The 26912-nt window shown below is 54.1% G+C and carries 22 protein-coding genes and 2 pseudogenes; 1 reads left to right on the top strand and 23 read right to left on the bottom strand.

Annotation, left to right across the window (positions count from 1 at the left end; all coding sequences use genetic code 11):
• Positions 1-16: 16 nt before the first annotated feature.
• The 14 genes and pseudogenes from lepB to truA form a co-directional block, all read right to left on the bottom strand.
• A complete protein-coding gene (gene lepB, locus NB647_RS03360; RefSeq protein ID WP_269284726.1) occupies positions 17-928 on the bottom strand; it encodes a signal peptidase I in 912 nt (303 codons plus the stop codon).
• 2 nt (positions 929-930) lie between these two features.
• Entirely contained in the window at positions 931-2724 is a 1794-nt protein-coding gene (gene lepA, locus NB647_RS03355; RefSeq protein ID WP_269265161.1) for a translation elongation factor 4, read from the bottom strand.
• A gap of 158 nt (positions 2725-2882) precedes the next feature.
• A complete protein-coding gene (locus NB647_RS03350) occupies positions 2883-4094 on the bottom strand; it encodes an MFS transporter (protein ID WP_269284168.1) in 1212 nt (403 codons plus the stop codon).
• A gap of 59 nt (positions 4095-4153) precedes the next feature.
• Positions 4154-6382, bottom strand: coding sequence for a YgiQ family radical SAM protein (locus tag NB647_RS03345; protein WP_416143446.1), 2229 nt, complete (start codon positions 6380-6382; stop codon positions 4154-4156).
• Between the two features lie 104 nt (positions 6383-6486).
• Positions 6487-7041: a transcription elongation factor GreB gene (gene greB, locus NB647_RS03340; protein ID WP_269265157.1), complete on the bottom strand. Its 555-nt coding sequence runs from the start codon at positions 7039-7041 to the stop codon at positions 6487-6489.
• 171 nt (positions 7042-7212) lie between these two features.
• Positions 7213-8733, bottom strand: coding sequence for an amidophosphoribosyltransferase (purF, locus tag NB647_RS03335; protein ID WP_269265156.1), 1521 nt, complete (start codon positions 8731-8733; stop codon positions 7213-7215).
• Positions 8734-8788: 55 nt separating this feature from the next.
• Positions 8789-9277: a CvpA family protein gene (locus tag NB647_RS03330; protein WP_269265155.1), complete on the bottom strand. Its 489-nt coding sequence runs from the start codon at positions 9275-9277 to the stop codon at positions 8789-8791.
• A gap of 19 nt (positions 9278-9296) precedes the next feature.
• Positions 9297-10112, bottom strand: coding sequence for an SPOR domain-containing protein (locus tag NB647_RS03325; RefSeq protein WP_269284166.1), 816 nt, complete (start codon positions 10110-10112; stop codon positions 9297-9299).
• 94 nt (positions 10113-10206) lie between these two features.
• Positions 10207-11523, bottom strand: coding sequence for a bifunctional tetrahydrofolate synthase/dihydrofolate synthase (gene folC, locus NB647_RS03320; protein ID WP_269284164.1), 1317 nt, complete (start codon positions 11521-11523; stop codon positions 10207-10209).
• 96 nt (positions 11524-11619) lie between these two features.
• The gene (gene accD, locus NB647_RS03315; protein ID WP_269265152.1) at positions 11620-12489 is read right to left on the bottom strand and encodes an acetyl-CoA carboxylase, carboxyltransferase subunit beta; all 870 of its coding nucleotides are present in this window, start codon (positions 12487-12489) and stop codon (positions 11620-11622) included.
• 121 nt (positions 12490-12610) lie between these two features.
• Positions 12611-13408, bottom strand: coding sequence for a tryptophan synthase subunit alpha (gene trpA / locus NB647_RS03310; RefSeq protein WP_269284160.1), 798 nt, complete (start codon positions 13406-13408; stop codon positions 12611-12613).
• A 55-nt stretch (positions 13409-13463) separates the two neighbouring features.
• Positions 13464-14709 (bottom strand): annotated as a pseudogene (gene trpB / locus NB647_RS03305) (tryptophan synthase subunit beta).
• A gap of 69 nt (positions 14710-14778) precedes the next feature.
• Positions 14779-15441 (bottom strand): phosphoribosylanthranilate isomerase, encoded by a 663-nt coding sequence (locus NB647_RS03300; RefSeq protein WP_269265147.1) that lies wholly within the window; start codon positions 15439-15441, stop codon positions 14779-14781.
• 46 nt (positions 15442-15487) lie between these two features.
• Positions 15488-16272, bottom strand: a pseudogene (gene truA, locus NB647_RS03295) (tRNA pseudouridine(38-40) synthase TruA).
• A 280-nt stretch (positions 16273-16552) separates the two neighbouring features.
• Between truA and NB647_RS03290 the strand changes: the two are divergent.
• A complete protein-coding gene (locus NB647_RS03290; RefSeq protein WP_269284158.1) occupies positions 16553-16705 on the top strand; it encodes a hypothetical protein in 153 nt (50 codons plus the stop codon).
• 136 nt (positions 16706-16841) lie between these two features.
• On the opposite strand, the gene asd is transcribed toward NB647_RS03290, so the two are convergent.
• From asd to NB647_RS03245, 9 genes are all read right to left on the bottom strand, one after another.
• Positions 16842-17957: an aspartate-semialdehyde dehydrogenase gene (gene asd, locus NB647_RS03285; RefSeq protein ID WP_269284156.1), complete on the bottom strand. Its 1116-nt coding sequence runs from the start codon at positions 17955-17957 to the stop codon at positions 16842-16844.
• Positions 17958-17991: 34 nt separating this feature from the next.
• On the bottom strand, positions 17992-19059 hold the full coding sequence (gene leuB / locus NB647_RS03280) for a 3-isopropylmalate dehydrogenase (RefSeq protein ID WP_269265144.1): 1068 nt from the start codon (positions 19057-19059) through the stop codon (positions 17992-17994).
• Positions 19060-19127: 68 nt separating this feature from the next.
• Positions 19128-19775 (bottom strand): 3-isopropylmalate dehydratase small subunit, encoded by a 648-nt coding sequence (gene leuD, locus NB647_RS03275; RefSeq protein WP_269265143.1) that lies wholly within the window; start codon positions 19773-19775, stop codon positions 19128-19130.
• Between the two features lie 111 nt (positions 19776-19886).
• Positions 19887-20006, bottom strand: coding sequence for an entericidin A/B family lipoprotein (locus NB647_RS03270; protein WP_020994845.1), 120 nt, complete (start codon positions 20004-20006; stop codon positions 19887-19889).
• A 17-nt stretch (positions 20007-20023) separates the two neighbouring features.
• Positions 20024-21427: a 3-isopropylmalate dehydratase large subunit gene (gene leuC / locus NB647_RS03265; RefSeq protein ID WP_269284154.1), complete on the bottom strand. Its 1404-nt coding sequence runs from the start codon at positions 21425-21427 to the stop codon at positions 20024-20026.
• A 75-nt stretch (positions 21428-21502) separates the two neighbouring features.
• Positions 21503-22675, bottom strand: a complete 1173-nt coding sequence (locus tag NB647_RS03260) for an MFS transporter (RefSeq protein WP_269284152.1) — start codon at positions 22673-22675, stop codon at positions 21503-21505.
• 21 nt (positions 22676-22696) lie between these two features.
• Positions 22697-23821: a chorismate synthase gene (gene aroC, locus NB647_RS03255; protein ID WP_269284150.1), complete on the bottom strand. Its 1125-nt coding sequence runs from the start codon at positions 23819-23821 to the stop codon at positions 22697-22699.
• 89 nt (positions 23822-23910) lie between these two features.
• Positions 23911-25398: an NADH-quinone oxidoreductase subunit NuoN gene (nuoN, locus tag NB647_RS03250; protein ID WP_269284148.1), complete on the bottom strand. Its 1488-nt coding sequence runs from the start codon at positions 25396-25398 to the stop codon at positions 23911-23913.
• 17 nt (positions 25399-25415) lie between these two features.
• Positions 25416-26909, bottom strand: a complete 1494-nt coding sequence (locus NB647_RS03245) for an NADH-quinone oxidoreductase subunit M (protein ID WP_269284147.1) — start codon at positions 26907-26909, stop codon at positions 25416-25418.
• Positions 26910-26912: the final 3 nt, after the last annotated feature.

The following is a 26912-nucleotide window of genomic DNA, read 5'->3' as shown; positions in this document are numbered from 1 at the left end:
CTGTCCGGCATTTCTATCACCGGATACCGCCGATCCGTGTCATGTCGCCCAGATTCATCCAGACGAGAAACGCCTTCCCGACAATATAGTCATCCGGAACGAACCCCCAGTAACGGCTATCGAGACTGTTGTCCCGGTTGTCTCCCATCATGAAATAATACCCCCGGGGCACCGTACAGGCGAACCCTTCCACATTGTAGGTACACATGTTCCGGTTCGGGAAACGGTCGGGATGCGGGACATAATTCGGTGCGCGATCGTCGTTCAGAATATGGTGACGCACTCCCGCCCCCGCCAGATCTTCCTCGAATTCCTTCGAATAGGTCAGGCTTTCCGTATCGAGATAATCGCCCAGCGGCTGGTATTTCGATTCCACGCCATTGATGATCAGTTTCTTGTTCCGGTATTCCACCCTGTCACCGCCCACCCCGACAACCCGTTTGATATAGTCAAGCGACGTGTCCTTGGGAAACTTGAAAACGACGACATCCCCTTTTTGCGGATCGCCGAAATCGACGATTTTCCGGTTCACGACCGGCAGACGGATTCCGTAACTGTATTTGCTGACCAAAATCATGTCACCGATTTGAAGCGTCGGCACCATCGAACTCGAAGGAATGCGGAAAGGTTCCCACAAAAACGAGCGAATGAAAAATACCGCGGCAATGACCGGAAAGAAGCTGCCGGAATACTCCACCCATACCGGACGTTTCAGCAGTTTTTCTTTCAGTGTCGCACGCCCCGATTCGTCCACCGCGATTCCCTGCGCTTTCAGTTTCGCATTGCGCTCATCGAACGCGGCAAGCGCCATTTCCGCCGCCGCTCTCCGCTTTTTGGCAAGCACCAGCTTGTCATAAAACCAGATAACCCCCGTGACCACCATCAATATGAAAAGGATCAGGGCGAAATTACCCAGCAAGGACTGCATGTTCATTTTTCATCCACTTGTAAAATAGCCAGGAACGCTTCCTGTGGCACTTCCACCGAACCGACCTGTTTCATCCGTTTCTTGCCGGCTTTCTGTTTCTCCAGCAATTTGCGCTTGCGCGTGATATCGCCACCATAGCATTTCGCCAGGACATTCTTGCGCAACGCTTTCACGTTTTCACGTGAAATGATCGTCGAACCGATCGCTGCCTGAATGGCCACGTCGAACATCTGCCGCGGAATCAGTTCCCGCATCTTCGCCGCCACGGCACGTCCGCGGAACTGGCTGTTGGCCCGATGCACGATAATGGCAAGAGCATCGACCTTGTCGCCATTGATCAGCATATCGACTTTCACGACATCGGAAGCACGATATTCCTTGAATTCATACTCCATTGACGCATATCCCCGCGAAATGGATTTCATCCGGTCGAAGAAATCCAGCACGATTTCCGCCATCGGCAATTCGTAGGTCAACCGTACCTGTTTGCCATGATAATGCATATCCATCTGGATACCCCGCTTCTGGTTGCACAGCGTCATGACCGGCCCGACATATTCCTGCGGCATATACAGATTGACCGTGACGATCGGTTCGCGGATTTCCTCGATCCGTCCCGGATCCGGCATCTTGGACGGATTGTCCACTTTCAGCACGTCACCGTTTTTCAGAACGACCTCATAGACGACTGTCGGCGCAGTGGTGATCAGGTCCATGCCGAATTCACGTTCCAGCCGTTCCTGTACGATCTCCATATGCAAAAGGCCGAGAAAACCGCAACGGAAACCGAATCCCAGCGCCTGGGAAACTTCCGGTTCATACTGCAGCGACGCATCGTTTAACTTCAGCTTTTCCAGCGAATCGCGCAAGGCATCGTACTGATTGGCTTCAACCGGGAACAATCCGGCAAAAACCTGTGGCTGCACTTCCTTGAACCCCGGAAGCGGTTCGCTGGCGGGACGGGAAGCCAGCGTGATCGTGTCCCCGACTTTTGCCGCCTTCAGTTCCTTGATGCCGGCAATGACAAAACCGACCTGACCGGCCGACAGGGATTCTTTCGATTGCGAACGCGGTGAAAAAACACCGACATTTTCCACCAGATATTCCGATCCGGTCGCCATCAGCCGGATTTTTTCCTTCGGTCTCAGGGTACCGTTCTTGATGCGAACCAGCATGACGACCCCGACATAATTGTCGAACCAGGAATCGATGATCAGGGCCTGCAACGGGGCATCCGGATCGCCTTGCGGCGGAGGAACCCGCGCGATGATCGCTTCCAGAATATCTTCCACTCCCTGCCCCGTCTTGGCGGAACAAAGAACGGCATCGGTCGCCTCGATACCGATAACATCCTCGATTTCAGAGCGGGCATTGTCCGGATCGGCCGACGGCAAATCGATCTTGTTCAAAACCGGTACGACCTCGACATTCAGGTCCAGCGCGGTATAACAGTTCGCCACCGTTTGCGCTTCCACCCCCTGTGAAGCGTCCACAACCAGAAGCGCTCCTTCACAGGCGGAAAGGGAACGACTGACTTCATAGCTGAAGTCGACATGTCCCGGGGTATCGATGAGATTCAGGTTATAGATCTGTCCGTCTCTGGCCTTGTAATTCAGGGCCGCTGTCTGGGCCTTGATGGTGATGCCCCGTTCCCTTTCCAGATCCATGGAATCGAGCACCTGCGCTTCCATTTCACGATCCGACAGACCACCGCACAACTGGATGATCCGGTCGGCAAGCGTCGATTTGCCATGGTCGATATGAGCGATAATGGAAAAATTACGGATGTTTTTCATTAGCTTGCAGAAAAAAAGACGAGTCAGACGGAAAACGAGACACTATAAACCAGAAATGCCGGTAAAAAGAGACATTTTACTAAATTTCGGGAAAAAACTCGCTTTATCCCTCTATGGGACCGCTCCGGTTTTTCACGGAACGTTGCGATAAAGCAGAATCAGTTCACCAGTTCTGTTCCGAAAGGCGGCAACCATCTGCCGGCAGCCAGAAACAGTGCCAGCGCACAACATGCCGATACCGTCAATGCCAGAAATGCAGCGCCATATCCGGCATGATATGCAAACAGACCGCCTACGGTACTGCTCAACGCTGCACCGATTCCCTGAAGGGTCATGACAATACCCAGTCCCATATTGACATGCCCGGTTCCACGCAGGATTTTCGCCACGATACCGGGTGTTGCCACACCGATCAGCCCGGCACCGACACCGTCCAGAATCTGGACAGGGACAATGCTCCACGGGTCGTGCCAGAAACCGGCCACCAGCCCTCTTGCCGGCAAGGCGAGAAGGGCGAACAGAAAAACCGGCCCATACCCCCGTTTTTCGGCCAGTTTTGCCGCCAGCAACGCCATCGGAATCATCGTCAACTGGGCGATGACGACTGTCGCTGCCGTATAAACGGCCGGATCGACCTTGAATGAGGCAACCGCCGACTGTCCCAACAAAGGCAGAAGTGCCGCATTTCCCAAATGAAAAAAGAACAGTATCAGTCCGGTCACGATAATGGCACTGTTTGCAAGCAGACGACCAGCCGGAGTCGGAACTGCATTTTTTTCCTTTTCCAGCCCGCGTGCGGTATCGTAATCAATCAGGCCGGGATTGATCATGAAAACAAAAACGACCGAACACAATCCCATAACCAGCATGACGCCGAAAACACCCGGAATACCGTAATAATAACCGGCCAGCCCACCGAGAACAGCCGTCGAGAAATTGCCGAAATGATTCCAGGCCTCGTTCTGGCCAAGGCGGTGCGCCAGTCCTTTCTGACCGACCAGACCCAGCGTGATACTCGTCAATAACGGCGCCACAGCCGCAGCCATGATTCCCTGAACGATCTGCGCTCCGGCAACGACAGGGAAAAAATGGCAGCGGAAAATCATCATAACGGAAAGAACGATCATTCCCGTTGCCACGGCCAGCATCGACCGCTTTTTCCTGGTCCCGTCAGCCAGTGCACCAAGAGGCGTCGTCAGCAACATGCCGGCCAGTCCGCCGACCGTCATGACATAACCGATTTCATCCGGCATCCAGTTTTTTCCCTGGAGATACACGCCCAGAAAGGGACCGAGTCCATCCCGCACATCTGCCAGCGAAAAACTCAGCAGAGACAGTGCAATGAGCGAAATATTCTTTTTTCCAGTCATGCGAACATTGCAAAAAAAAACAATTCGGCCTTTCAGTCCCTCCAGGGATATCATGACCGTCAACGTCCTGAACGGACAGAAAAACCTTTTCGGTGACGGCTTGCTCCGGCAAACTGCCCTTTTTTGCCATCCCCCTGCTGCGCACGGGGAGATTGTGCCGCCAATTTGTTTTTTCCCGGCTCCGCACGCTTTGATTGCCCCGGTTTCCGAGACGAAGCAAAACGGTCCATCAATGGAACCGGAGCGGACTTCCATGCCGGAACCAGTTGCCCGGGTCCGTTTCCGATCAGATCGGAACGGCCATGACGTCTTAACCATTCCCGTAAAAGCTGCCAGTTTTCCGGGTCGTGATAACGGAGAAAAGCCTTGTGCAATCGTCGTACCTGCCCTTTTTTCGCCGTTTCCACTCTTTCGGAATCGCGGGATACCGGCTCCAGAGGATTTTTTCCGGTATGGTACATTGTCGAGGCGATCGCCATCGGGGTCGGCATGAATGTCTGGACCTGATCCGGACGGAAACGGTTTTTCTTGAGCCACAAGGCCAGATTCAGCATATCCTCGTCCGTCGCTCCGGGGTGCGCTGCGATGAAATACGGAACAAGATACTGTTCCTTGCCTGCTTCCCTCGAATAACGGTCGAACAGTTTCTTGAACGCATCATACGTTCCGATACCCGGTTTCATCATTTTGGAAAGCACGTTCGGCTCGGTATGTTCCGGTGCGATTTTCAGCAGACCGCCGACATGGTGTGTCACCAGCTCACGGATATATTCCGGTGACCTGACCGCCAGATCGTAGCGGACACCGGAGCCGATCAGAATTTTCCGGATACCCGGCAACGCTCTCGCTTTCCGGTAAAGCGAAATCAGTTTGCCGTGATCGGTATCGAGATTTTTGCAAATTTCAGGATAGACACAGGAAAGCCGACGACAAACTTGCTGCGCTTTTTCGTTTTTGCATCCCAGACGGTACATGTTGGCCGATGGACCGCCCAGATCGGAAATGACCCCGGTAAACCCCTCTACATGGTCGCGGATCTCCTCGATTTCCCGCAGGATGGAGGGTTCGGAACGGCTCTGGATAATCCGGCCCTCATGCTCGGTAATCGAACAGAATGTGCATCCCCCGAAACAGCCCCGCATGATATTGACGGAAAACCGGATCATTTCCCATGCCGGAATCCGCTCTCCCCGGTAAGCCGGATGCGGCGCTCTGGCATAAGGCAATCCATAAACACCGTCCATTTCTTCCATCGTCAGCGGCAAGGGGGGCGGATTCAGCCAGACATCCCGTTCACCATGCGCCTGCACCAGAGCCCGGGCATTGCCGGGATTCGACTCCAGATGCATGACACGCGACGCATGCGCATAAAGTACCGGATCGTCTTTGACTTGCTCGAACGACGGCAGCCGGACAACGGACTGGCCGTTCGCCTTCAGACGCAGGCTGATCCGGCTTTCCCTGACAGCCTGCGTTGTATCGCTCTTTTGCCGGCCTGCGATGGCCTGACACGGTTCCTGTTCCGGATAATAGGGATTGGGATGTTTTCTGACCGGCCCCGGTGTATCCAGCCGGGAGGAATCCACTTCGCTCCATTCTTCTGCCGGTTTCCAGCCTTTCGGTACCATGAAAGCCGTTCCACGCAAATCGCGGATCGATTCGATTTTCTCACCGGCGGCCAGCCGGTGAGACAACTCGACAATAGCCCTTTCGGCATTACCATAAACCAGAAGATCTGCCTTGGAATCGGGCAAAACCGAACGTCGGACCTTGTCGGACCAGTAATCGTAATGAGCGACACGGCGAAGACTGGCCTCGATGGATCCGATCACTACCGGAATACCCGGATAGGCCTCCTTTACCCTCTGCGCATAAACCAGCAAGGCACGGTCGGGTCGTTTTCCCGCGACGCCCCCCGGCGTATAGGCATCATCCGACCGGATTTTCCGCTCCGCCGTATAGCGGTTGACCATCGAATCCATATTCCCCGATGTCACGCCGAAATACAGCTTCGGCCGCCCCAGCGTGCGGAAATCATGTACCGATTTCCAGTCCGGCTGGGCAATGATGCCGACTTTAAATCCCTGAGCTTCCAGAACCCGTCCGATAATGGCGGCACCGAAACTGGGATGATCGATATAGGCATCTCCCGAAACGATGATGATATCGCAGGCATCCCAGCCGAGTGTCTCCATTTCCTTTTTCGACATGGGAAGGAAAGGAGCGGCACCGGCCCGTTTCACCTTGCGAGAGACGTAGGAAAAAATATTCTTTGCAACGACAGTCATATCGGAACGTCAAAAGGGAGTTTGTTTTCCAGTATACGGGCGAATACGACAAAGGCAAAATCCGGCAGAAATCTTCCCCGGATACCGCGACCCATACCGGTCGTTCATTCCGGCTTCGGATATTGGACTTCCAGAATGACCAGTTCCTCGATGCCACCGGGCGTGTGCAAAGTCACCGTATCGCCTTCCCGTGCCTTGATAAGCGTCTTCGCCATTGGAGAAATCCAGCTGATCTTTCCCTGAAGCGGATCGAATTCATCGATACCGACAATGGTCACCGTGTTTTCTTCGCCGTTTTCCCGTTCATAGGTCACTGTCGCACCGAAAAAGATCTGGTCATTGCCATAGTGGATGCTCGGATCGAACTCTTCCGCCGCCTCGATCCGCTTGACCAGAAAACGGATACGGCGGTCGATTTCACGAAGCCGGCGCTTGCCGTAAATATAGTCCCCGTTCTCGGAGCGGTCGCCATTGGACGCCGCCCATGAAACCGTCTGGACAACCTGCGGCCTTTCCCTGTCGATCAGTTCCAGTAATTCATCCTTCAGCTTCTTCAGGCCGGCAGGAGTAATGTAGTTCTTGAACCCGGCCGGAAGCGCCGGAGCACCCGTTTCCAGTTCATCATCGTTATCCGTTTCTTTTGTAAAAGCCTTGTTCATCGCCCGTCTGTCCAATCGGATAAAAACATATCGTTATTTTAAATACTGTCCGACACCGGAAATTCAATGGAGAACAGAAACCGGCCGGTCATCCCGGCCATCTCCCGTCAACACGGATAATAAAGCCTGACGCCACCTGCGCGGCATCAGGCTTTTTGCAGACCACCCCGTTTACTCAGCTGTTGCCAGAGAAAGATTCAACTGGTTTTTGACAGTATCTTCCGGTACCGGTACCGAATGTTTGCGTTCATATTCCAGCCGGTTGAGATAATCGGCCGAAACATCCCCGGTAATATACATCCCGTCGAAACAGGACGCTTCGAAATGTCTCAATGCCGGATTGACATCGGTCACCGACTGTTTCAGGGCATCCAGATCCTGATAAACGAGTGCGTCGGCCGTCATTTCCTGACGGACCTGTTCGTCGGTACGACCATAAGCGATCAATTCCTCACGAGTCGGCATATCGATACCATAAACGTTCGGGAATTTGACCGGAGGAGCGGCGGATGCGAAAACCACCTTGGATGCACCGGCTTCACGCACCATCTGGACGATTTCCTTGCAAGTCGTACCGCGTACAATGGAATCGTCAACCAGCAAAACACTTTTTCCCTTGAATTCGGAGCCGATCGTATTCAGTTTCTGGCGGACGGAACGCTTGCGGACAGCCTGTCCCGGCATGATAAACGTCCGGCCGATATAACGGTTCTTGATGAGGCCTTCGCGATACTCGATGCCCAGCTTCAAGGCAAGCTGAATGGCCGCCGGCCGCGAAGAATCCGGAATCGGCATGACCACATCGATATCTCCGGTCGGAATTTCACGCTTGATCTTGTCGGCCAGATGCTCGCCCATTTTCAGGCGGGTGGCGTAAACCGACGCCCCATCGATCAGGGAATCGGGACGGGCCAGATAGACATATTCGAAGATGCAGGGATTCAGACTCGGATTTTCAGCACACTGCTGGTTGTACAGATTGCCGTCCGTATCGATGAAAATCGCTTCACCCGGCATGACATCCCGCAGAAAACGGAATCCGAGTCCTTCCAGTGCGACCGATTCGCTGGCCACCATATATTCCGTTCCGGCATCCGTTTCCGCGAACCCGATACAAAGAGGACGGATGCCGTAAGGATCGCGGAAAGCCAGAATTCCGTAACCGGCAATATGGGCGACAGCGGCATAGGCACCACGAACCCGTTTGTGGAGAACGGAAACGGCACGGAAAAGTGCGGCAGGATCCAGAGAATAACCGTTTGTCGCTTCCTGCATTTCGTGTGCCAGCACGTTCAGCAGGACTTCCGAGTCCGAACTGGTATTGATGTGGCGACGGTCATTTTTGAACATTTCGCCTTTCAGCTGCTCACAATTGGTCAGATTGCCGTTATGAGCGAATGTAATGCCGAAAGGGGCATTGACGTAAAAAGGCTGCGCTTCCTCCTCGTTCTTGGCGGAACCGGCTGTCGGATAACGGACATGGCCGATCCCGCAGGTTCCCGGGAGAGCGCGCATGTTACGGGTACGGAAAACGTCCCTGACCAGACCGTTCGCCTTGAACATGGCGAATTTGCCGTTATTGCAGGTTGCGATACCTGCAGCATCCTGACCACGATGTTGCAGGAGTTGCAATGCATCGTAAATCAGCTGGTTGACAGGGGTTTGGGAAACGATACCAACGATGCCACACATGGTGGACTCCTCAATCAAAAATTAAGAAAAACGAAAACTGCATAAATACATCGACTCAATAATGAATGTATTCCACGAAATAACCCGGCAGATACGGCATGACCGTTCTCGCTGCCGCCTCAGCCATCGGAGAAAACATCGCATTCCTCCAGAACGGCTGCTGGGGGATCCGCGTCATACCGCAAACCAGTACCAGCGCCAATGCGATCAGCGCGCCTTTGGCCAAACCGAAAAGGGCCCCCAAAAACCGGTCCATAAACGTCAGTCCGCTGGCGCGGAGCACCAGACTTGCCAGCTTTGCCAGAAACATCATGACAATCCGCGTTCCGATAAAAAGCACGACAAACGCGACGATCACCCTCAACACGTCACCTGAAATCGCATGCGGCAACCACGGTTCCAGCACTTCCCCGTAATTGATCGCCACATAAAACGCGACGATCCAGCTGACCAGGGAAATGACTTCCTTGACAAGCCCGCGCGTCAGGCTGATCAGCATCGAACCGATCAGCAAAACCAGCAAAATATAATCGAAAGCTGTCAAAACACGGTTCCCGCCTACATCAATTCGATACCAGCGTACAGGACAATCCCATCGCTTTCAGTTTCGAACAGACACTGTCCACTTCGCCTCTGCTTGAAAACGGCCCGACCCTGACACGAATTCGTTCTTCCCCGTTTTTCGCTTTCACTTTCTGTGTATGGGAGCGGATTCCCGCTTTAGAAAGACGTGCCTGCAATTCCGTCACTTTTTGCTGTGATGCCAGTGCAGCGACCTGAATCATCTGTTTATCGGATTTGGCGGAAGCATTGTTCTTGTCTGCGATCATTTTCCCGATCGGATCGGCGTCCTCATCCGCTTTTGCCTTCTCCTGCCGCGCTTTTTCGGCCTTCAGCTGTTTTTCTTTTTCCGCTCTGGCCTGTTTTTCCGCCGCCTTCCACTGCAAATCCTTTTCCTGGTCCTGTACGGCAGAAGGCTTTTCCTGTACCGGTGAAACGGTATCGTCTTTCACGGAAACGGCTGTCTGTGCCGGAGTTGCTGCCTGCCCGGCATCCTGCTCCGGTCGGGAAACCGGCGCAATACCATCGGCCGGCGACTGTCCAGACGAAGCAGGCACATCCGCTGCCCCTGCGACATCGGCGGAAGACGTCACTGCCTGGCTGTTGGCCGCCGTTTGCAACGATTTGTCTCTGGATGGAATATCGATCAACAGATCAGGCGTCGCCTGTTTGGGTTTCGATTCGAAGATCATGGGCAACACGATGATTGCGGCCAGAACCAGCGTGACCGATCCGACAAGACGTCGCCGTGCCCTTTTCTTTTCCGGCAAATGGGGATCGCTGGAACTGTTCTGTTCCGGAACTTTTTTTCTGTCCACGCTATCCGCCACAAAACGACCACTGTCCCCGGATGACCTGTCTGCATCGGACTTCGACTTGCCCCAGCGAAAAAAGGAAAAACGGCTCATGCAATCAATGATGGTTGGTGGGAGAGTTCAGGTCACTGTTTTCCGTGACCCCCGTGACGACCCAAAACGATCCGAATGCCACTATTCTATCATTTTTCAGGGCATTATTCTTTGCGCTCGCCAAAGCATCCGCTGCATGGTGATAGACGGATATGCACTGGCTGTCCTTGCCCTGTCCGATACCCGCCGCCGCCAGTTTCTGTCTCAGAACTTCCGCACTCGCCGCACGTGGCAACGGGAGATCGGTCAGATACCACCGGTCGATACAGTCTTTCATCAGGGCAATGACACCATCGATATCCTTGTCTGCCATGGCACCGAATACGGCATGTGTCATACCGGACGGCTTCGTTTTTTTCAGGTTCTTCGCCAGCACGGCTGCAGCATGCGGATTGTGCGCCACATCCAGAATGATTTGGGGCCTGTCTTGCAAAATCTGGAAACGTCCCGGCAATTCGGTATGAGCAAGCCCCCGCCTGATAGCGTCGGATGCAACCGGCAGGCGGGACTGCAATGCTTCGACAACCGCCAGAACCGTCGTGGCATTATGGATCTGGTTATCGCCGTACAGCGATGGAGAAGGCAACTCTGCAAGAGTCTTCCTTCCGACATAATCCCATTTTCCGTCATGCATCCGGCAGAAATAATCCCTCCCGAATATCCTGAGATCGGCTCCCGTTTCGAGCGCATGCCCGACCAGTGCATGCGGGGGACTGGTATCGCCATAAAAAGCGACGCGGCCACGACGGTATATCCCGGCTTTCTCGAAACCGATCTTTTCGCGGGTATCCCCCAGATATTCGACATGATCGATGGCGACATTCGTCACGACAGCCACATCGGCATCGATCAGGTTAACGGCATCCAGACGGCCGCCCAGCCCGACTTCCAGCACAACGGCATCCGGTTTCGCTTCGGCAAACAGTCTGAGGGCAACCAGTGTCGTGAACTCGAAAAAAGTCAGCGCCACATCGCCACGTGCAGCCTCGACGACTTCAAAACATCCGACAAGCGTTTCGTCATCGGCCATTTCCCCGTCAACTCTTATCCGTTCGTTGAAACGGTGGATATGAGGAGATGTATACAGGCCGACACGATAACCGGCCTCTTTCCAGATCGTCTGCAACATGGCACAGGTCGATCCCTTGCCGTTCGTTCCGCCGACGATCACGACCGGACAGTCGAAGCGGATACCAAGACGTTCCTTCACGATCCGGATTCTTTCGAGCCCCATGTCGATATTTTTGGGATGCATACTTTCTGCAAGACGCGTCCATTCCGCCAGTAAACGATGCGGTATCCCACTATTTTGCCCACCCATTTTGCCTGATACCATCATGAAAACGATAGAAAAAAACCTAACCGAAACGTCGTCCTGCCTGCGCAAAACAGACGTTTCAAATCATGCCATGAATTTTCAGGAAACCGACTCGGTCGGTCTGCCCTGCAACATGGCCAGCAAATGGGAAAGTTCTTCTCTCAGTTCCCTGCGATCGACAATCCGGTCAACTGCGCCTTTTTTCATCAGAAACTCGGACCGCTGGAATCCTTCCGGCAATTTTTCGCGCACGGTATTCTCAATCACACGGGGTCCGGCAAAACCGACCAGGGCTTTCGGTTCTGCCAGCACGATATCGCCCATAAACGCGAAAGAAGCGGACACTCCACCCATTGTCGGATCAGTCAGAACGGAAATGAAAGGCAGTTTCTCTTCCGCCAGACGGGTCAAAATCATGTTGGTTTTCGCCATTTGCATCAGGGAAAGCAGCCCTTCCTGCATGCGGGCGCCGCCACTGGCGGTAATGCAGATAAACGGGACTTTCCTTGCCATCGCCTCCTTGACACCGCGTACGAAGCGTTCTCCGACAACCGACCCCATGGAACCTCCCATGAATTCGAATTCGAAACAGGCCACGACAACCGGCAGGGATTTGATGGAGCCGCCGACGACGATCAGGGCATCCGTTTCCCCCGTCGCTTTTTCCGCCGCTTTCAAACGATCCGGGTATTTTTTGCTGTCCCTAAATTTCAGGGAATCATACGGCACCGCCGTATGGCCGACGTCATATCGTCCTTCCGGATCGAGCAGCACATTCAAGCGGTCCCGTGCGCGAATCCGCATATGATGGCTGCATTTTGGACAGACATGCGCATTCGATTCCAGATCGGTCCGGTACAAAACAGCCTCGCATGACGGGCACTTGACCCACAGTCCCTCCGGTACGACCCTCCTGGGATTCGTCTGATGCTGAATTCTCGGGGGAAGCAACTTGTCAAGCCAACTCATAAAATCTCCTGATCAAACAGGCCATCGCTTTGAAACGATGGCCTGCTTCTGTCCTTTATCTTGCATTAATTCCAATCGGCGATTTCGCCATTCGCTGGACGACTTTATAACCTTTATGACGTCATTCGTCCAGTGCTTTGCGAATCTCCGCCAGAAACGTCCTGACGGCTCCCACCGCATTTTCAGGTTCCGCTCTGTCCAACTCCTGTATGATACGACTGCCGATCACGACCGCGTCAGCCGTCGCGCCAAGCGCCCTGGCTGTCTCCGCATCCCGGATACCGAAACCGACACCAACCGGAATAGTAACGTATTTTCTGATTTTTTCAATGCGGGAAGTTACCTCCGCGACATCCAGATTGCCCGAACCGGTCACTCCTTTCAGGGAAACATAATAAATATAACCGCCAGCCATTTTACCGATTTTCCCGATACGTTCATCCGTCGAAGTCGGCGCAAGCAGGAAAATCATATCCATGCCCTTTGCTTTCAGCGCCTTTGCGAAACCGGCACCTTCTTCAGGAGGGTAATCGACGACCAGAACGCCATCCACCCCTTTTTCAGCGGCCCTGTCGACAAAAATTTCCGGCCCCATCCGCTCAATCGGATTGGCATATCCCATCAAAACGACCGGTGTGTTCCGGTTGCGGGTACGGAACGTTCCGACAATATCCAGCACTTTTTTCAGGGTCATGCCTTTTTCAAGCGCCACTTCCGACGCATCCTGAATAACGGGGCCATCGGCCATCGGATCCGAGAACGGAACACCCAGCTCGATGATATCCGCGCCGCCTTCCACCAGCGCATGCATCAGGGAAACGGTCAGATCCGGTTCGGGGAACCCGGCTGTAATAAAGGGAATCAGTCCCTTTCTGTTCTGTTTTTTCAGCAAATCGAATGTTTGTTGTATGCGTGACATAATAAATCCTGTTCTTCAAATTCGGTTGACGGCCATTTTCATCCCGGAAAACGGACTACCATTTGATTCCGGCCCGCAAAGCGACGGTATGCATATCCTTGTCACCGCGTCCGGAGAGATTGACCAGAATTATTTTGTCTTTCGGCAGGGTCGGCGCCAGCTTTACCGCATAGGCCAGCGCATGGCTCGATTCAAGAGCCGGGATGATTCCCTCGATCCGGCAGCAATCGTGAAAGGCGGCAAGCGCCTCATCGTCATCGATACCGACGTAAGTCGCCCGTCCACAATCCTTCAGCCAGGCATGTTCAGGTCCGACCCCCGGATAATCGAGACCGGCCGATACGGAACAGGTATCGATGATCTGACCATCCTCATCCTGAAGCAGATAAGTACGGTTGCCATGCAGAACCCCCGGCGTGCCGCCGTTCAGCGAAGCGGCATGATGTCCCGTCGCGATTCCCTCGCCGGCCGCTTCCGCTCCGACCAGCCTGACATCCTTGTGATCGATATAGGGATAGAAAATGCCCATGGCATTGGACCCGCCACCGACACAGGCAACGATGACATCCGGTTGCCGCCCGGCCAGTTCAGGCATCTGGACAAGACATTCTTCTCCGATGACCGACTGGAAATCACGCACCATCATCGGATAGGGATGTGGTCCGGCGACGGTACCGATAATATAAAAAGTCGTTTCGACATTGGCTACCCAGTCGCGCATGGCCTCGTTCAATGCATCTTTCAGCGTTTTGGAACCGGACTCGACCGGCACGACCGATGCGCCGAGAAGTTTCATCCGGTAAACATTCTGTGCCTGACGCTCGACATCCTCACTCCCCATGTAAACATGGCATTCCAGACCGAAACGGGCACAGATCGTCGCAGTTGCCACACCGTGCTGCCCGGCACCGGTTTCCGCGATGATGCGTTTCTTGCCCATCCGTTTCGCCAAAAGCGCCTGACCGATGACATTGTTGATCTTGTGGGCCCCTGTATGGTTCAGATCTTCCCGCTTCAGATAAATCTGTGCCCCCCCCCAGCATATCCGACCAGCGTGAGGCATGATAAACCGGAGACGGCCGCCCCACAAAATGTTTCAATTCATAGCGGAACTCGGCCAGAAAACCGGGATCGTTCTTGTAACGGGCATAAGCCTGATTCAGTTCGTCCAGCGCGTGAATCAGTGTTTCGGAAACGAAAATGCCGCCGTAAGGACCGAAATGGCCATGTTCATCCGGCAAACGGTATCCGGATGCTTCAAACAGCGCATCAGAAGCGCTGCAACAGTCTTTCTCTTTCATGAAAATCTCTCTTGTAATGCCAATGGCACAGCCATCTGCACAAAACGGACCGATTACCGGTTATCCTGCTCAGATCCTTTCATCCGCCTTTCGGACAGCCTGGATGAACGCATGGATTTTCCCGGCATCCTTGATGCCGCGTGCCGCTTCGACACCACTGCTGATGTCAACGGCAAACGGGCGCAGCTGCGCAATCGCACCAGCGACATTTTGCGCGCTCAAGCCACCACTCAAAACGACCCGAGGCCCGATTTCTTTTGACACGAGAGACCAATTGAAAACCTTTCCCGCTCCGCCATAGGCATCCGTAAAGGTATCCAGCAACAACCCCTTGAAAAACGGACTGGCATCGCGATAAATCCTTTCACATTGTAACAAATCATCGGCCGTTGTATCCGTCCTGACACGAAAAACCCTGATAAAAGGCAGGTTGGACGCAACAGCCGCTTCGTGACACTGTCCGGGCGTTTCGTCTCCATGAAACTGCAAAAGCGACAAACGAACCTGCCGCGACGTTTCCGCCACATCGGCGGTTTTCGCATTGACGAAAAGGCCGACTGCCGAAACGAAAGCGGGAAGAGCCGAAGCAAGTGACGCCGCCCTGGCGGCCGGGACGAAGCGGGGACTTCCCGGATAGAAAACAAATCCCAGCGCATCCGCACCGGCTTCGACCGCCGTTCGGACATCTTCCTCCCGCGTCAGTCCGCAGATTTTGATTCGGGTACGAGTCACGATAGGTCAGTTAAATAATATATTGTATTCCAGCAAAAAATACCGGTCATGGAAACACATCCCCGCGTTGCGGCAATCCCCACTTATTCTCATAGAACACACGCGACAGATAAAGCCCGTCCGGCATGAATGTCGGTGCGGCTTTCGACCTGTCCCGACCGTCCAGCAGCTTCCCGATCCATTCCGGCGGCTGATTGTCCTTGCCGACCTCGATCAGCGAACCGATGATATTGCGGATCATGTGATGCAGGAATGCATTTGCTTCGAAAGTGAAAACGATCAGGTCACCCTGTCTTTCGATACCGATGTGATTCATGGTTTTGACCGGAGTAATCGACTGGCATTCCGCCGCCCTGAATGCGGAAAAATCATGCTCGCCAAGCAAAAACGCTGCCCCTTTCCGCATCAGGGCACAATCGAGAGGACGAAAAACCCATCCCGCCCGGTTTTTCCATAACGGCGAGCGGACCGGACTGTTGTATATGAGATAACGGTACCGGCGGGCCACCGCACTGGAACGGGCATGGAATCCGTCTTTCCCCCCGGAACTTCACAGGCCCATCGAACGGCAATCGATGCCGGCAGATAGGAATTGATACCGCGCACCCATGAAACCGGCAAACGGTCAAGACCGGTATCGAGATGTACGACCTGCTCGGAAGCATGGACACCCGCATCGGTCCGCCCGGCACAGGTTGTTGCAATCGATATCCGTGTAAATTGCCGGATCGCTGCCTCAAGCTGATCCTGAACGGTCATGCCATCCGGCTGCGTCTGCCATCCCCGCCAGCCGGTACCGTCATACTCGATCCCCAACGCAATCCGCTTCATTCCTTTCCATCCATTTATCCATTAGGCCGTTATTTTACTTGTCTGCAATCAATCCGGTTCTTTCCGGTTAATACTTTCACCACAACAGCAATTCTTGCCAATCAAAACGACCGCCTTTCTACTTGCATTCATGACGATTTTTTTTCATGACAGATTGACCTTGAAACAGAAATCACCAACCAATACCGCATAATGAAACCAGACCGATTACAAACACGAACAGCGTTCGGTACTGATCGACGCATCCGGAACCTGTTTCCGCGACCTCATCGACTCCTGCATGAATGCCGAAACCGCACGAAGCATCATTAACCAGCTCGCCACCAGTCAAAGCGTCATGCTGGCCACAAACGACATCATGCTGTACAGCAGCCTGGCGTTTGCCATCGCCGCATTCGTCATCTGGCTCGGGCCGAACATGAAAAAACGCTAGCCTGTCCCTGTGTGCGCCCGACAAAGAAAACGGGCAGGAAATTCTGCCCGTTTTCATATCGTGCCGGATAGTGTCTCCGTCTGCCGTCACAACCGGATACTTCCGGATGAAAACACCGGTTCGGACAGATAACGGATCACTCCAGAATGATACGCAACATGCGACGCAACGGTTCGGCAGCCCCCCACAACAACTGGTCCCCGACCGTGAAAGCAGAAAGATATTCGCCTCCCATGCCGAGCTTGCGCAAACGCCCGACCGGGACGGTCAGACTGCCCGATATGGCAGCGGGCGTCAGATCGCGGACGGAATCCTCACGGGTATTCGGAACCACTTTCGCCCAGGGATTGTGGCTTTTCAGTATATCCCCGATTTCATCCAGCGGAACGTCTTTTTTCAACTTGATGGTCAATGCCTGGGAATGGCAGCGCATGGCACCGATCCGAACGCAAAGGCCATCGACGACAACCCAGTTCCCGTCGTTTCTTCCCAGAATCTTGTTCGTTTCGGCACCACCTTTCCACTCCTCACGTGACATCCCGTTACCCAGATCGGTATCGATCCAGGGAATCAGATTGCCAGCCAGAGGAACGCCGAACTGTTTCGTTTCGTCCGGCGTCATGCCACGCTGGCGTGCCAGCACCTGACGATCGATGTCGAGAATGGCAGAGGCCGGATCGTCCAGATTCACCCGGACTTCGGCATGAATGGATCCGAACTGGGTCAGCAATTCACGCATGTGCTGCGCCCCGCCACCCGAGGCGGCCTGATAGGTCATCGACGTCATCCATTCGACCAGATCCTGCTCGAAAAGGCCGCCCAATCCCATCAGCATGCAGGAAACCGTACAGTTCCCGCCGATAAAGTTTCTGACACCTTTCGCCAAACCTTCATCGATCACCTTGCGGTTGACCGGATCGAGAACGATCAGTGCATCGTCATTCATGCGCAACTTGGAAGCGGCATCGATCCAGTAACCGTTCCAGCCGGCCGAACGCAGTTTCGGGAACATGTCCGCCGTATAATCGCCGCCCTGGCAGGATATCAGGATATCGCATTTTTTCAGTTCATCGACACGAAAAGCATCTTTCAGGACAGTTTCGTTTTTCGCCATCGCAGGTGCCATGCCTCCGACATTCGACGTAGTGAAGAAAACGGGTTCGAACAAATCAAAATCGTTTTCTTCCTGCATGCGCTGCATCAGCACGGAACCGACCATGCCCCGCCAGCCTATCAATCCTACCAGTTTCATCTTCTTTACCCGATCCAGTCCATCTCCAAGCGTCTCACAGTGCCGCGACTACGGCATCGCCCATTTCTTTCGTTCCGACACGCTTCGTACCGTCTTCATAAATGTCGCCTGTACGCAATCCGTCAGCCAGGACTTTCTTGACCGCTTTCTCGATACGATCGGCCTGTTCGCCCATATTCAGCGAATAGCGGAGCATCATGGCGGCAGACAGAATCTGTGCCAGCGGATTGGCGATTCCCTTGCCGGCGATATCCGGTGCGGAACCGTGCGACGGTTCGTAAAGTCCCTTGTTGTTTTCATCCAGCGAAGCGGATGGCAACATGCCGATGGAACCGGTCAGCATGGCGGCGGCATCGGAGAGGATATCGCCGAAAATGTTTCCGGTCAAAATGACATCCAGCTCCTTCGGAGCGCGCACCAGCTGCATGGCGGCATTGTCCACATACATATGATCCAGCTTGACGTCCGGATAATCCTTCGAGACATCGATCACGATTTCGCGCCAGAGCTGGGATGTTTCCAGAACATTGGCCTTGTCAACAGACGTCAGACGCTTGTTGCGTTTCTGTGCCGTCTGGAAACCGACATGGGCGATACGGCGGATTTCCGGTTCGGAATAACGCATGGTATCGAACCCCTCGCGAGCGCCCTTGAAAGGGCCGTCCGGCGCCGTACGATGCCCCCGCGGCTGCCCGAAATAGATATCGCCTGTCAGCTCGCGGACGATCAGGAGATCCAGCCCCGACACGACTTCCGGTTTCAGTGTGGAAGCGCCGGCCAGTTCCGGATAGAGAATGGCCGGACGGAGATTGGCGAACAATTTCAGATTCTTGCGCAATCCCAAAATGGCCTGTTCCGGGCGAAGGGAACGTTCCAGCGTGTCGTATTTGAAATCACCGACGGCACCAAACAGAATCGCATCGGCTTCCTTCGCCAGTTTCAGGGTGGAATCCGGCAAGGGATGACCATGCGCTGCATAACCGGCACCGCCGACATCCGCCCACTCCATTTCGAAATTTTCATCCAGCGCATTCAGAACCCGAACGGCTTCATTCATGATTTCCGGACCGATACCGTCGCCCGGCAGAATTGCAATCTTCACGTTTTTCCTTTCCAATCCGGCACACCCCGTGGCAAGGTGCGCCTGTTTTCGTTTTTATAAATCCGGCGTCAAATCGTATTAGCCAGCCAGGGTTGCCCGGCGATATGGCGTTTTTCGTATTCCCTGATTTTATCCGCCTTCTGCAGGGTCAACCCGATATCGTCCAATCCGTTCATCAGGCAATACTGGCGGAACGGATCGATAGCAAAAGTGAACACCAGGCTGGCGTCTTCGTTTTTGACCACCATTTTTTCCAGATCGATCGTCAGCTTATAACCCGGCTGCGCTTTTACAGCCGCAAACAACTGGTCGACCTGCTCTTCCGACAAGGTAATCGGCAGAAAACCGTTTTTGAAACAGTTGTTGAAAAAAATGTCGGCAAAACTGGGGGCAATGACCGCCTTGAATCCATATTGCTGCAAGGCCCAGGGAGCGTGTTCACGGGAAGAACCGCACCCGAAATTCTTGCGGGCCAAAAGAATCGATGCTCCCTGATAACGGGGCTGGTTCAGAACGAAATCGGGATTCAAAGGACGCTTGGAATTATCCATGCCCGGTTCACCGTGATCGAGATAACGCCACTCGTCAAACAAGTTCGGTCCGAATCCTGTCCGCTTGATCGATTTTAAAAACTGTTTTGGAATAATCGCATCCGTGTCCACATTAACGCGATCCAGCGGAACGACCAGTCCGGTATGTACGGTAAATTTTTCCATGATTCCCATCAATTCTCTCGTCGTTCAAAAGACGACAAAAAGCCCGGCTTCCCATTCAGGCCATCAACGGGAAACCCGGCACAACAATAATTCCTTTCCAGCGCGGAAAGCTTACTTGGCGGCGTTTTCTACCGCTTCGCCTGCTCCCTGCACATCTTTTCCGACACCCTGAACGGTATTGCACCCCGCCAGGAAAGCGACGGCCGCCAAAACAGCGATCAATACTCTCATCTTTTTCTCCTTGTCTGTCAACGGTTTTCGCGCACATCAACGAAGTGCCCGGCAATGCCAGCTGCTGCTGCCATTGCAGGAGATACTAAATGAGTTCTTCCTCCCTGTCCTTGTCGTCCTTCAAAGTTCCGGTTGGAAGTGGATGCACAACGTTCCCCGGGAGCGAGCCGGTCATCGTTCATCGCCAAACACATGGAACAGCCCGGCTCACGCCATTCGAAACCTGCCTCGATGAAAATCTTGTCCAGGCCTTCCTTTTCCGCCTGCTCCTTGACCAACCCGGAACCGGGAACGACCATGGCCAGCTTGACGTTGGCCGCCCGCTTTTTTCCCTTGACCACAGCTGCAGCGGCTCTCAGGTCTTCAATGCGCGAATTGGTACACGAGCCGATGAATACCTTGTCGATGGCAATGGATGTAATCGGCATGTTCGGCTTCAGATCCATATATTCCAGCGCCCGGACAATGGCGTTGCGACGGATCGGATCAGTTTCCTTGGCAGGATCAGGTACAGTTCCCTCAATGGACGTCACCATTTCCGGTGACGTTCCCCATGTCACTTGCGGCAGGATTTCCGCGGCATCCAGCCTGACGGTCGCGTCGAACACGGCTCCCGGATCGGAATGGAGCGTCCGCCAGTAAGCCACGGCCTTGTCCCATTGATCCCCTTTCGGAGAGAACGGGCGGCCCTTGACATAATCGATCGTCGTATCGTCCACCGCCACCATACCGGCGCGCGCGCCCGCTTCAATAGCCATATTGCACAGCGTCATACGGCCTTCCATCGACAGGGAACGGATCGCCGAACCGGCAAATTCAATGGCGTATCCCGTACCGCCGGCCGTTCCAATCCTGCCGATAACCGCCAGCACGATATCCTTCGCCGTCACCCCATCATGCAGTGTACCTTCCACTTGCACCAGCATGGACTTCGACTTTTTCGCCAGCAATGTCTGGGTCGCCAGAACATGCTCCACTTCGGACGTGCCGATACCGTGCGCCAGACAGCCGAACGCGCCATGCGTCGAAGTATGCGAATCACCGCAGACAACCGTCATGCCGGGAAGCGTCGCCCCCTGTTCCGGCCCGATGACATGTACAATGCCCTGGCGTTTGTCGGACATATCGAAATACGTCAGGCCATATGTTTTTGCATTGTTGTCCAGCGTTTCGACCTGAAGACGCGAAATCGGATCGGCAATGGGACCATTCCGGTTCTGTGTGGAAACATTATGATCGGCTACCAGCAGATTGGCTGAATCCCTCCAGGGTTTGCGGCCGGCCAGTCGCAAGCCCTCGAAAGCCTGCGGACTGGTCACTTCGTGCAGAAGGTGACGGTCGATATACAGAATGGTTGTACCGTCTTTTTCCGTGTCCACCACATGGGATTCCCAGAGTTTGTCGTAGAGAGTCTTTGCCATGATGCCATATCACATTTTCTGTTAACCAATTTTTTATTATGCCACATTCATCGTCAAACCTGACAAACCGCAGGGTTATTCCGTGTCATTTCCGTTCCTTCGCCGAAACGACAGCCAGGCGGCGAGAAAAGCGGCCAGTGCAAAGGCCGATGCCACCCAGTAAACGGATGCCGGCGTAAAGATATCCCATACCCAGGACAGCAGAAAACCGCCGAGTGTACCGCCTATGCCGTATGACATGCTGATGAAAAGAGCCTGCCCGCGTGCCTGCAACGGTCCCGGAAACCATTTCTGGATAGACAGAATGGATGCGACATGATGAGCGCCGAACGTGGCTGCATGCAACAGTTGCGCCAGCAGCAGAATGACGAATGATTCCGCAGCCGCTCCGATCAGTGCGAAACGCACAACGGCGGCAAGCAGGCTGGCCAGCATAATGGCCTTGATGCCGAATCGCTTCACTACCGGTGCCTGGTAAACGAAAAACACGATTTCGGCAGTGGCACCGATGGCCCACATCATGCCGATCGTGACACTGCTGTATCCCAGTCCGGACAGATAAAGCGAATAAAAGGCATACAATGCGGAATGCGCGGCCAGCATCAAACAACCCGATATCATGAAAACCATCACATCGTACCGGAACAGGACATTCAGCACGGACGCCTGTTTTCTCTCTGCGATCGGCCGCGGCGTCTGGTACAGTTTCAGGCTGACCAGCAACACGGCGCCCAGAATGGCAGCTCCCACCCAGGGCATCAGAACGATTCCTGTCCGGTCAAGGACAAATCCGGAAGCGGCCGTCATGAGAACATAACCGACAGATCCCCACAATCGCAGCTGCCCGTACCGGGACATGTTGCCCTGCATTTCCGAAAGAATCAGAGCATCCGACAGCGGTCCCTGTGCGCTGGTGAACAAATTGACGGCGACCATGAAAAAGGCGAAATACCAGAAACCGCCGCCGAAAAAAAATCCGGTGAAAGCGATCAGTGCCAAAGCCGCCGTAAACTGGAGCACGCACGCACGCTGCCCCGTCCAGTCGGCCATCCACCCCCACAGATTCGGCCCGATGATTCGCATGGCCTGCATCAGTGACATCAGTATGCCGATTTCAAATGCATCAATCCCCCTGAACGCCAGATACAGGGTTACATACGTCGGAAAAACACCGACAAAACTGTAATAGCTGAAATAGAAAGCACCGAATCCGAACGACTGTTCCGGCCATGATGATTTGTCCGACACAGATCGTCGCCCAAAATGTTTCTATCTGTCCTGTCCAAACCGGGGCAGACGACCGGTTACCGGTTCCATCGGCCCGTTGACATCGGCACATTGCGCCCGATGCTGCAAGACGGCATCCATCAGAACCAGCGCCAGCATCGCTTCAGCCACCGGAACGGCCCTGATTCCGACACAGGGATCGTGGCGCCCGGTTGTTTCCACCACCACGGGATTGCCCCTGCTGTCGACCGAATGACGTGGCAGGTGAATCGACGGTGTCGGTTTGACTGCAATGGAAACCCGGATGTCCTGTCCGGTCGAAATCCCGCCCAGAACACCGCCTGCATGATTGCTCGAAAAACCTTCCGGTGTGATTTCATCACCGTGTTCGGAACCTTTTTGTACTACCGAAGCAAAACCGTCTCCGATCTCGACTCCCTTGACGGCATTGATCCCCATCATCGCCGCAGCGATTTCCGCATCCAGTTTCCCGAACAGCGGATTACCCAGACCGACCGGCACACCGGATACCACCACGTCGACTTTCGCGCCAATGGAATCCCCTGCCTTGCGCAGGGCGTCCATCCTGTTTTCAAGCGTCGCAATCAGGACAACATCGTCTGTTGCGACAAAAAAAGGATTGCCCGACGTAAAATCCCATGACCGGAAAGGAATGGCCGTATCGCCGAGCTGGCTCAGACATCCCCGGATTTCGGTACCGAAATGCAGACGCAACCACTTTCTGGCAATAGCCGCCGCACCGACGGTTGCCGCGGTCAGACGGGCGGAAGAACGCCCTCCGCCTCTTGGATCGCGAATACCATATTTCATGAAATAGGTGTAATCCCCGTGTCCCGGCCGGAAGACATCGGCGATATTGCTGTAATCCTTGCTGCGCTGATCCTGATTTTCGATCATCAGCGCAACAGGCGTTCCCGTCGTCTTTCCCTGATACACGCCTGAAAGAATGCGGACGGTATCCGGTTCCCGACGTTGCGTCACAAACCGGGATGAACCGGGACGGCGCCTGTCCAGTTCGGGCTGGATATCGGCTTCGGAAAGCGCCATGCCCGGAGGACAACCATCAACGATACAGCCCAGTGCCGGTCCATGCGACTCACCAAATGTCGTGACCGTGAAAAGTTTCCCGAACGTGTTGCCAGCCATAATCCTGCCCATATTGACGTGAAAAAACGGATTTTAACATTGCCTGCCGGAAAACGTACCCGACGAAACGGCGTGCGAGAACCGCATTCCTACATCAGAAACGCGCGCTGGACCGCACTCATGCACCAGTCCATCAGCGGTCCGGGCAAGATTCCGAGCAACAGTACCAGAACACCATTGATGCCAAGCACAACCGCCATGTCCTTCGGTACATGAATTTTCCCGGTACCTGGCGGTTCATCGAAATACATGACCTTGACGACCCGCAGATAGTAGAACGCGCCGACGACTGCAAAGAAAATGCCGACGACAGCCAGCCAGAACAGATCGACATTGACGACGGCCTGAAAAACGGACAACTTGCCGTAAAAACCGACCAGTGGCGGAACGCCGGCGAAAGAAAACATGCACAACAACATGATCAGGGCATACCAGGGATTACGACGGTTCAGTCCCCGGAAATCGGCCAGTTTTTCGGCCTCGGTGCCATTGGCGGACATCACCAGAATGACACCGAACGCGCCAAGCGTCGCCAGAACGTACACGATAGTGTAATACAGGGATGCACTGTAGGCGAAAACGGACTCCATCCCGAAACGGCCGTCTTTCACACCGGCAAGCATCCCCAGCAACATGTATCCCATCTGGGCTATCGTCGAATAGGCCAGCATACGCTTGATATTGGTCTGCAATATGGCGGTAATATTGCCCAGAGCCATCGACAGGACAGAAATCACGATCAACATTTGCTGCCAGTCGTATGCCAGAGGCAGCAACGCATCCACTAGAACGCGCATGCAAAGTGCGAAACCGGCCAGTTTTGGCGCACCTGCGACCAGAAGCGTCACAGCTGACGGAGAGCCTTCAAAAACGTCGGGCACCCACAGGTGGAAGGGGACAGCGCCCAGTTTGAAAGCGATTCCCGCCACGACGAACACCACTCCGAAAACCATAATCAGCCAGTTCGTACCGGCATAAGCCGAGATCCTCGCCACTTCCATGAAATCCAGCGATCCGGTAGCCCCGTACAACATCGAAATGCCATACAGCAGAAGCCCGGAACCAAGCGCTCCCAGAATGAAAAATTTCGTGGCTGCCTCGACCGCCCTCCCGTCATCGCGCTTCAGGGCGATCAGGGCATAAAGGGGAAAAGACATCAGTTCGATTCCGAGAAACAGGGTCAGGAAGCTGGCGGCGGAAATGACCACCATCTGCCCGAGCATCGAAAACAGCGCCAGCACGTAAAACTCGCCTCCCAGATGCCCGGCCGTCATTCGCCTTTCATTGATATAACGCCGTGAATAAACCAGCGTGAACAGCATGGCAAGGCAGGTACACAATTTCAGCAGGTTCGCCACAGTATCCGACACGAACGCCCCGGCAAAGGCGTACACGACCGCCTTTTCACGCAAAAGGACGAAACTGGCCACTGCACAGGCACAAATCGCCAGAATCGACAGGAAAAACGTGATATCCCTTCTGTCTTGCGGCAAAAACAGATCGATCAGCAAAACAAGCGGCACCGATACGACCAGTATCAGTTCGGGTATGGCGGGAATCAGGTTCATCGCATTCATACTGTTTCCATCATCCCTTACAATTTCGACTGGGCGACATGTACGAGCAGATCGGCGACAGATACCTGCATGACATCGGTTATCCAGGCAGGATAAATCCCGATTGACAAAACGAAACCGGCCATCACCGCCAGAATCAGGAATTCGCGCACGCCGATATCTTTCAGGGAAGCGACTTCCTCATTGGCGACCGGCCCGAAAAGCACCCGCTTGATCATCCACAGGGTATAGGAAGCCCCGAGTATCAGTGCCAGAGCCCCGATAACGGCTATCCAGACCTGAACCCTGACAGCACCCAGTATGACCATGACTTCGCCGACGAAGCCGGACGTTCCCGGCAATCCGCAATTGGCGAACGCGAACAGAACGAAAAAAGCGGCAAAACGCGGCATAACATGGACGACACCGCCATAGTCGGCAATCTGCCGGGTATGCATCCGGTCATAAAGAACACCGACGCAGAGAAACATGGCCGCCGAGACGAAACCGTGCGAAATCATCTGGACCAGCGCGCCATCGACCGTGATGTTTTCGAAAAGGAAGAACCCCAGTGTGACAAAACCCATATGAGCAATGGAAGAATAGGCGATCAGCTTTTTCATGTCTTTCTGGACCAGCGCCACAAGGCCGATATAGATCACTGCGATCAAAGACAGAACGATCATGAACCATTCCATATAACGGCTGGCATCCGGCAGAATCGGCAAGGTGAACCGGACGAATCCGTACGCACCCAGTTTCAGCATGATGGCAGCCAGAATGACCGAACCGCCTGTCGGTGCCTCGACGTGTGCATCCGGCAACCAGGTATGCACTGGCCACATCGGAACCTTGACGGCGAATGCGGTCAGCATGGCGATAAACAGCCATATCTGGACATTTAGCGCCAGCGGTGCCATATACCATGTGAAAATATTGAAACTGCCCGTCTGGAGATACAGATACACAATGGCGATCAGCATCGGCAGCGAACCGAAAAAGGTATAGAGGAAAAACTTGAATGCCGCATAGACACGACGTTCGCCGCCCCAGATACCGATAATGACGAACATCGGTATCAGAGTCGCCTCGAAGAAAACATAGAAGAGCAGTCCATCGAATGTCGCGAAAACACCGATCATCAGACCGGACAGAATCAGAAATGCCCCCATGTACTGCGCAACCTGTTTCTGAATGACCGACCAGCTCGAAACCACCGTGACCAGCGTCATCAGTGCCGTCAAAACGACGAGCCATACCGAAATACCGTCCACACCCACTGCATACTCGACATGAAAAAGACTGATCCAGGAATGTTTCTCGACAAACTGCATCCCGTGGGCATGCCGGTCAAACTGCCATACCAGAGGCAGCGTGACGGCAAAACCCGCCACCGCACCTAAAAGAGACAGGCACCGGACGAAAAAGGCTCTTTCATCCTTTCCCGTCGCCAGAACCAGCAGACCGAAAAACACCGGACACCAGATCGCCAGCGAAAGAATTGGAAAAGTGGAATACGACAGAGTAGGCATAGC

The sequence above is a fragment of the Oxalobacter aliiformigenes genome, assembly GCF_027116575.1.
In the GTDB taxonomy this organism is placed as follows: domain Bacteria; phylum Pseudomonadota; class Gammaproteobacteria; order Burkholderiales; family Burkholderiaceae_D; genus Oxalobacter; species Oxalobacter aliiformigenes.
The sequence above is the reverse complement of the archived record's forward strand: the minus strand, read 5'-3'. Positions and strand labels throughout refer to the sequence as shown.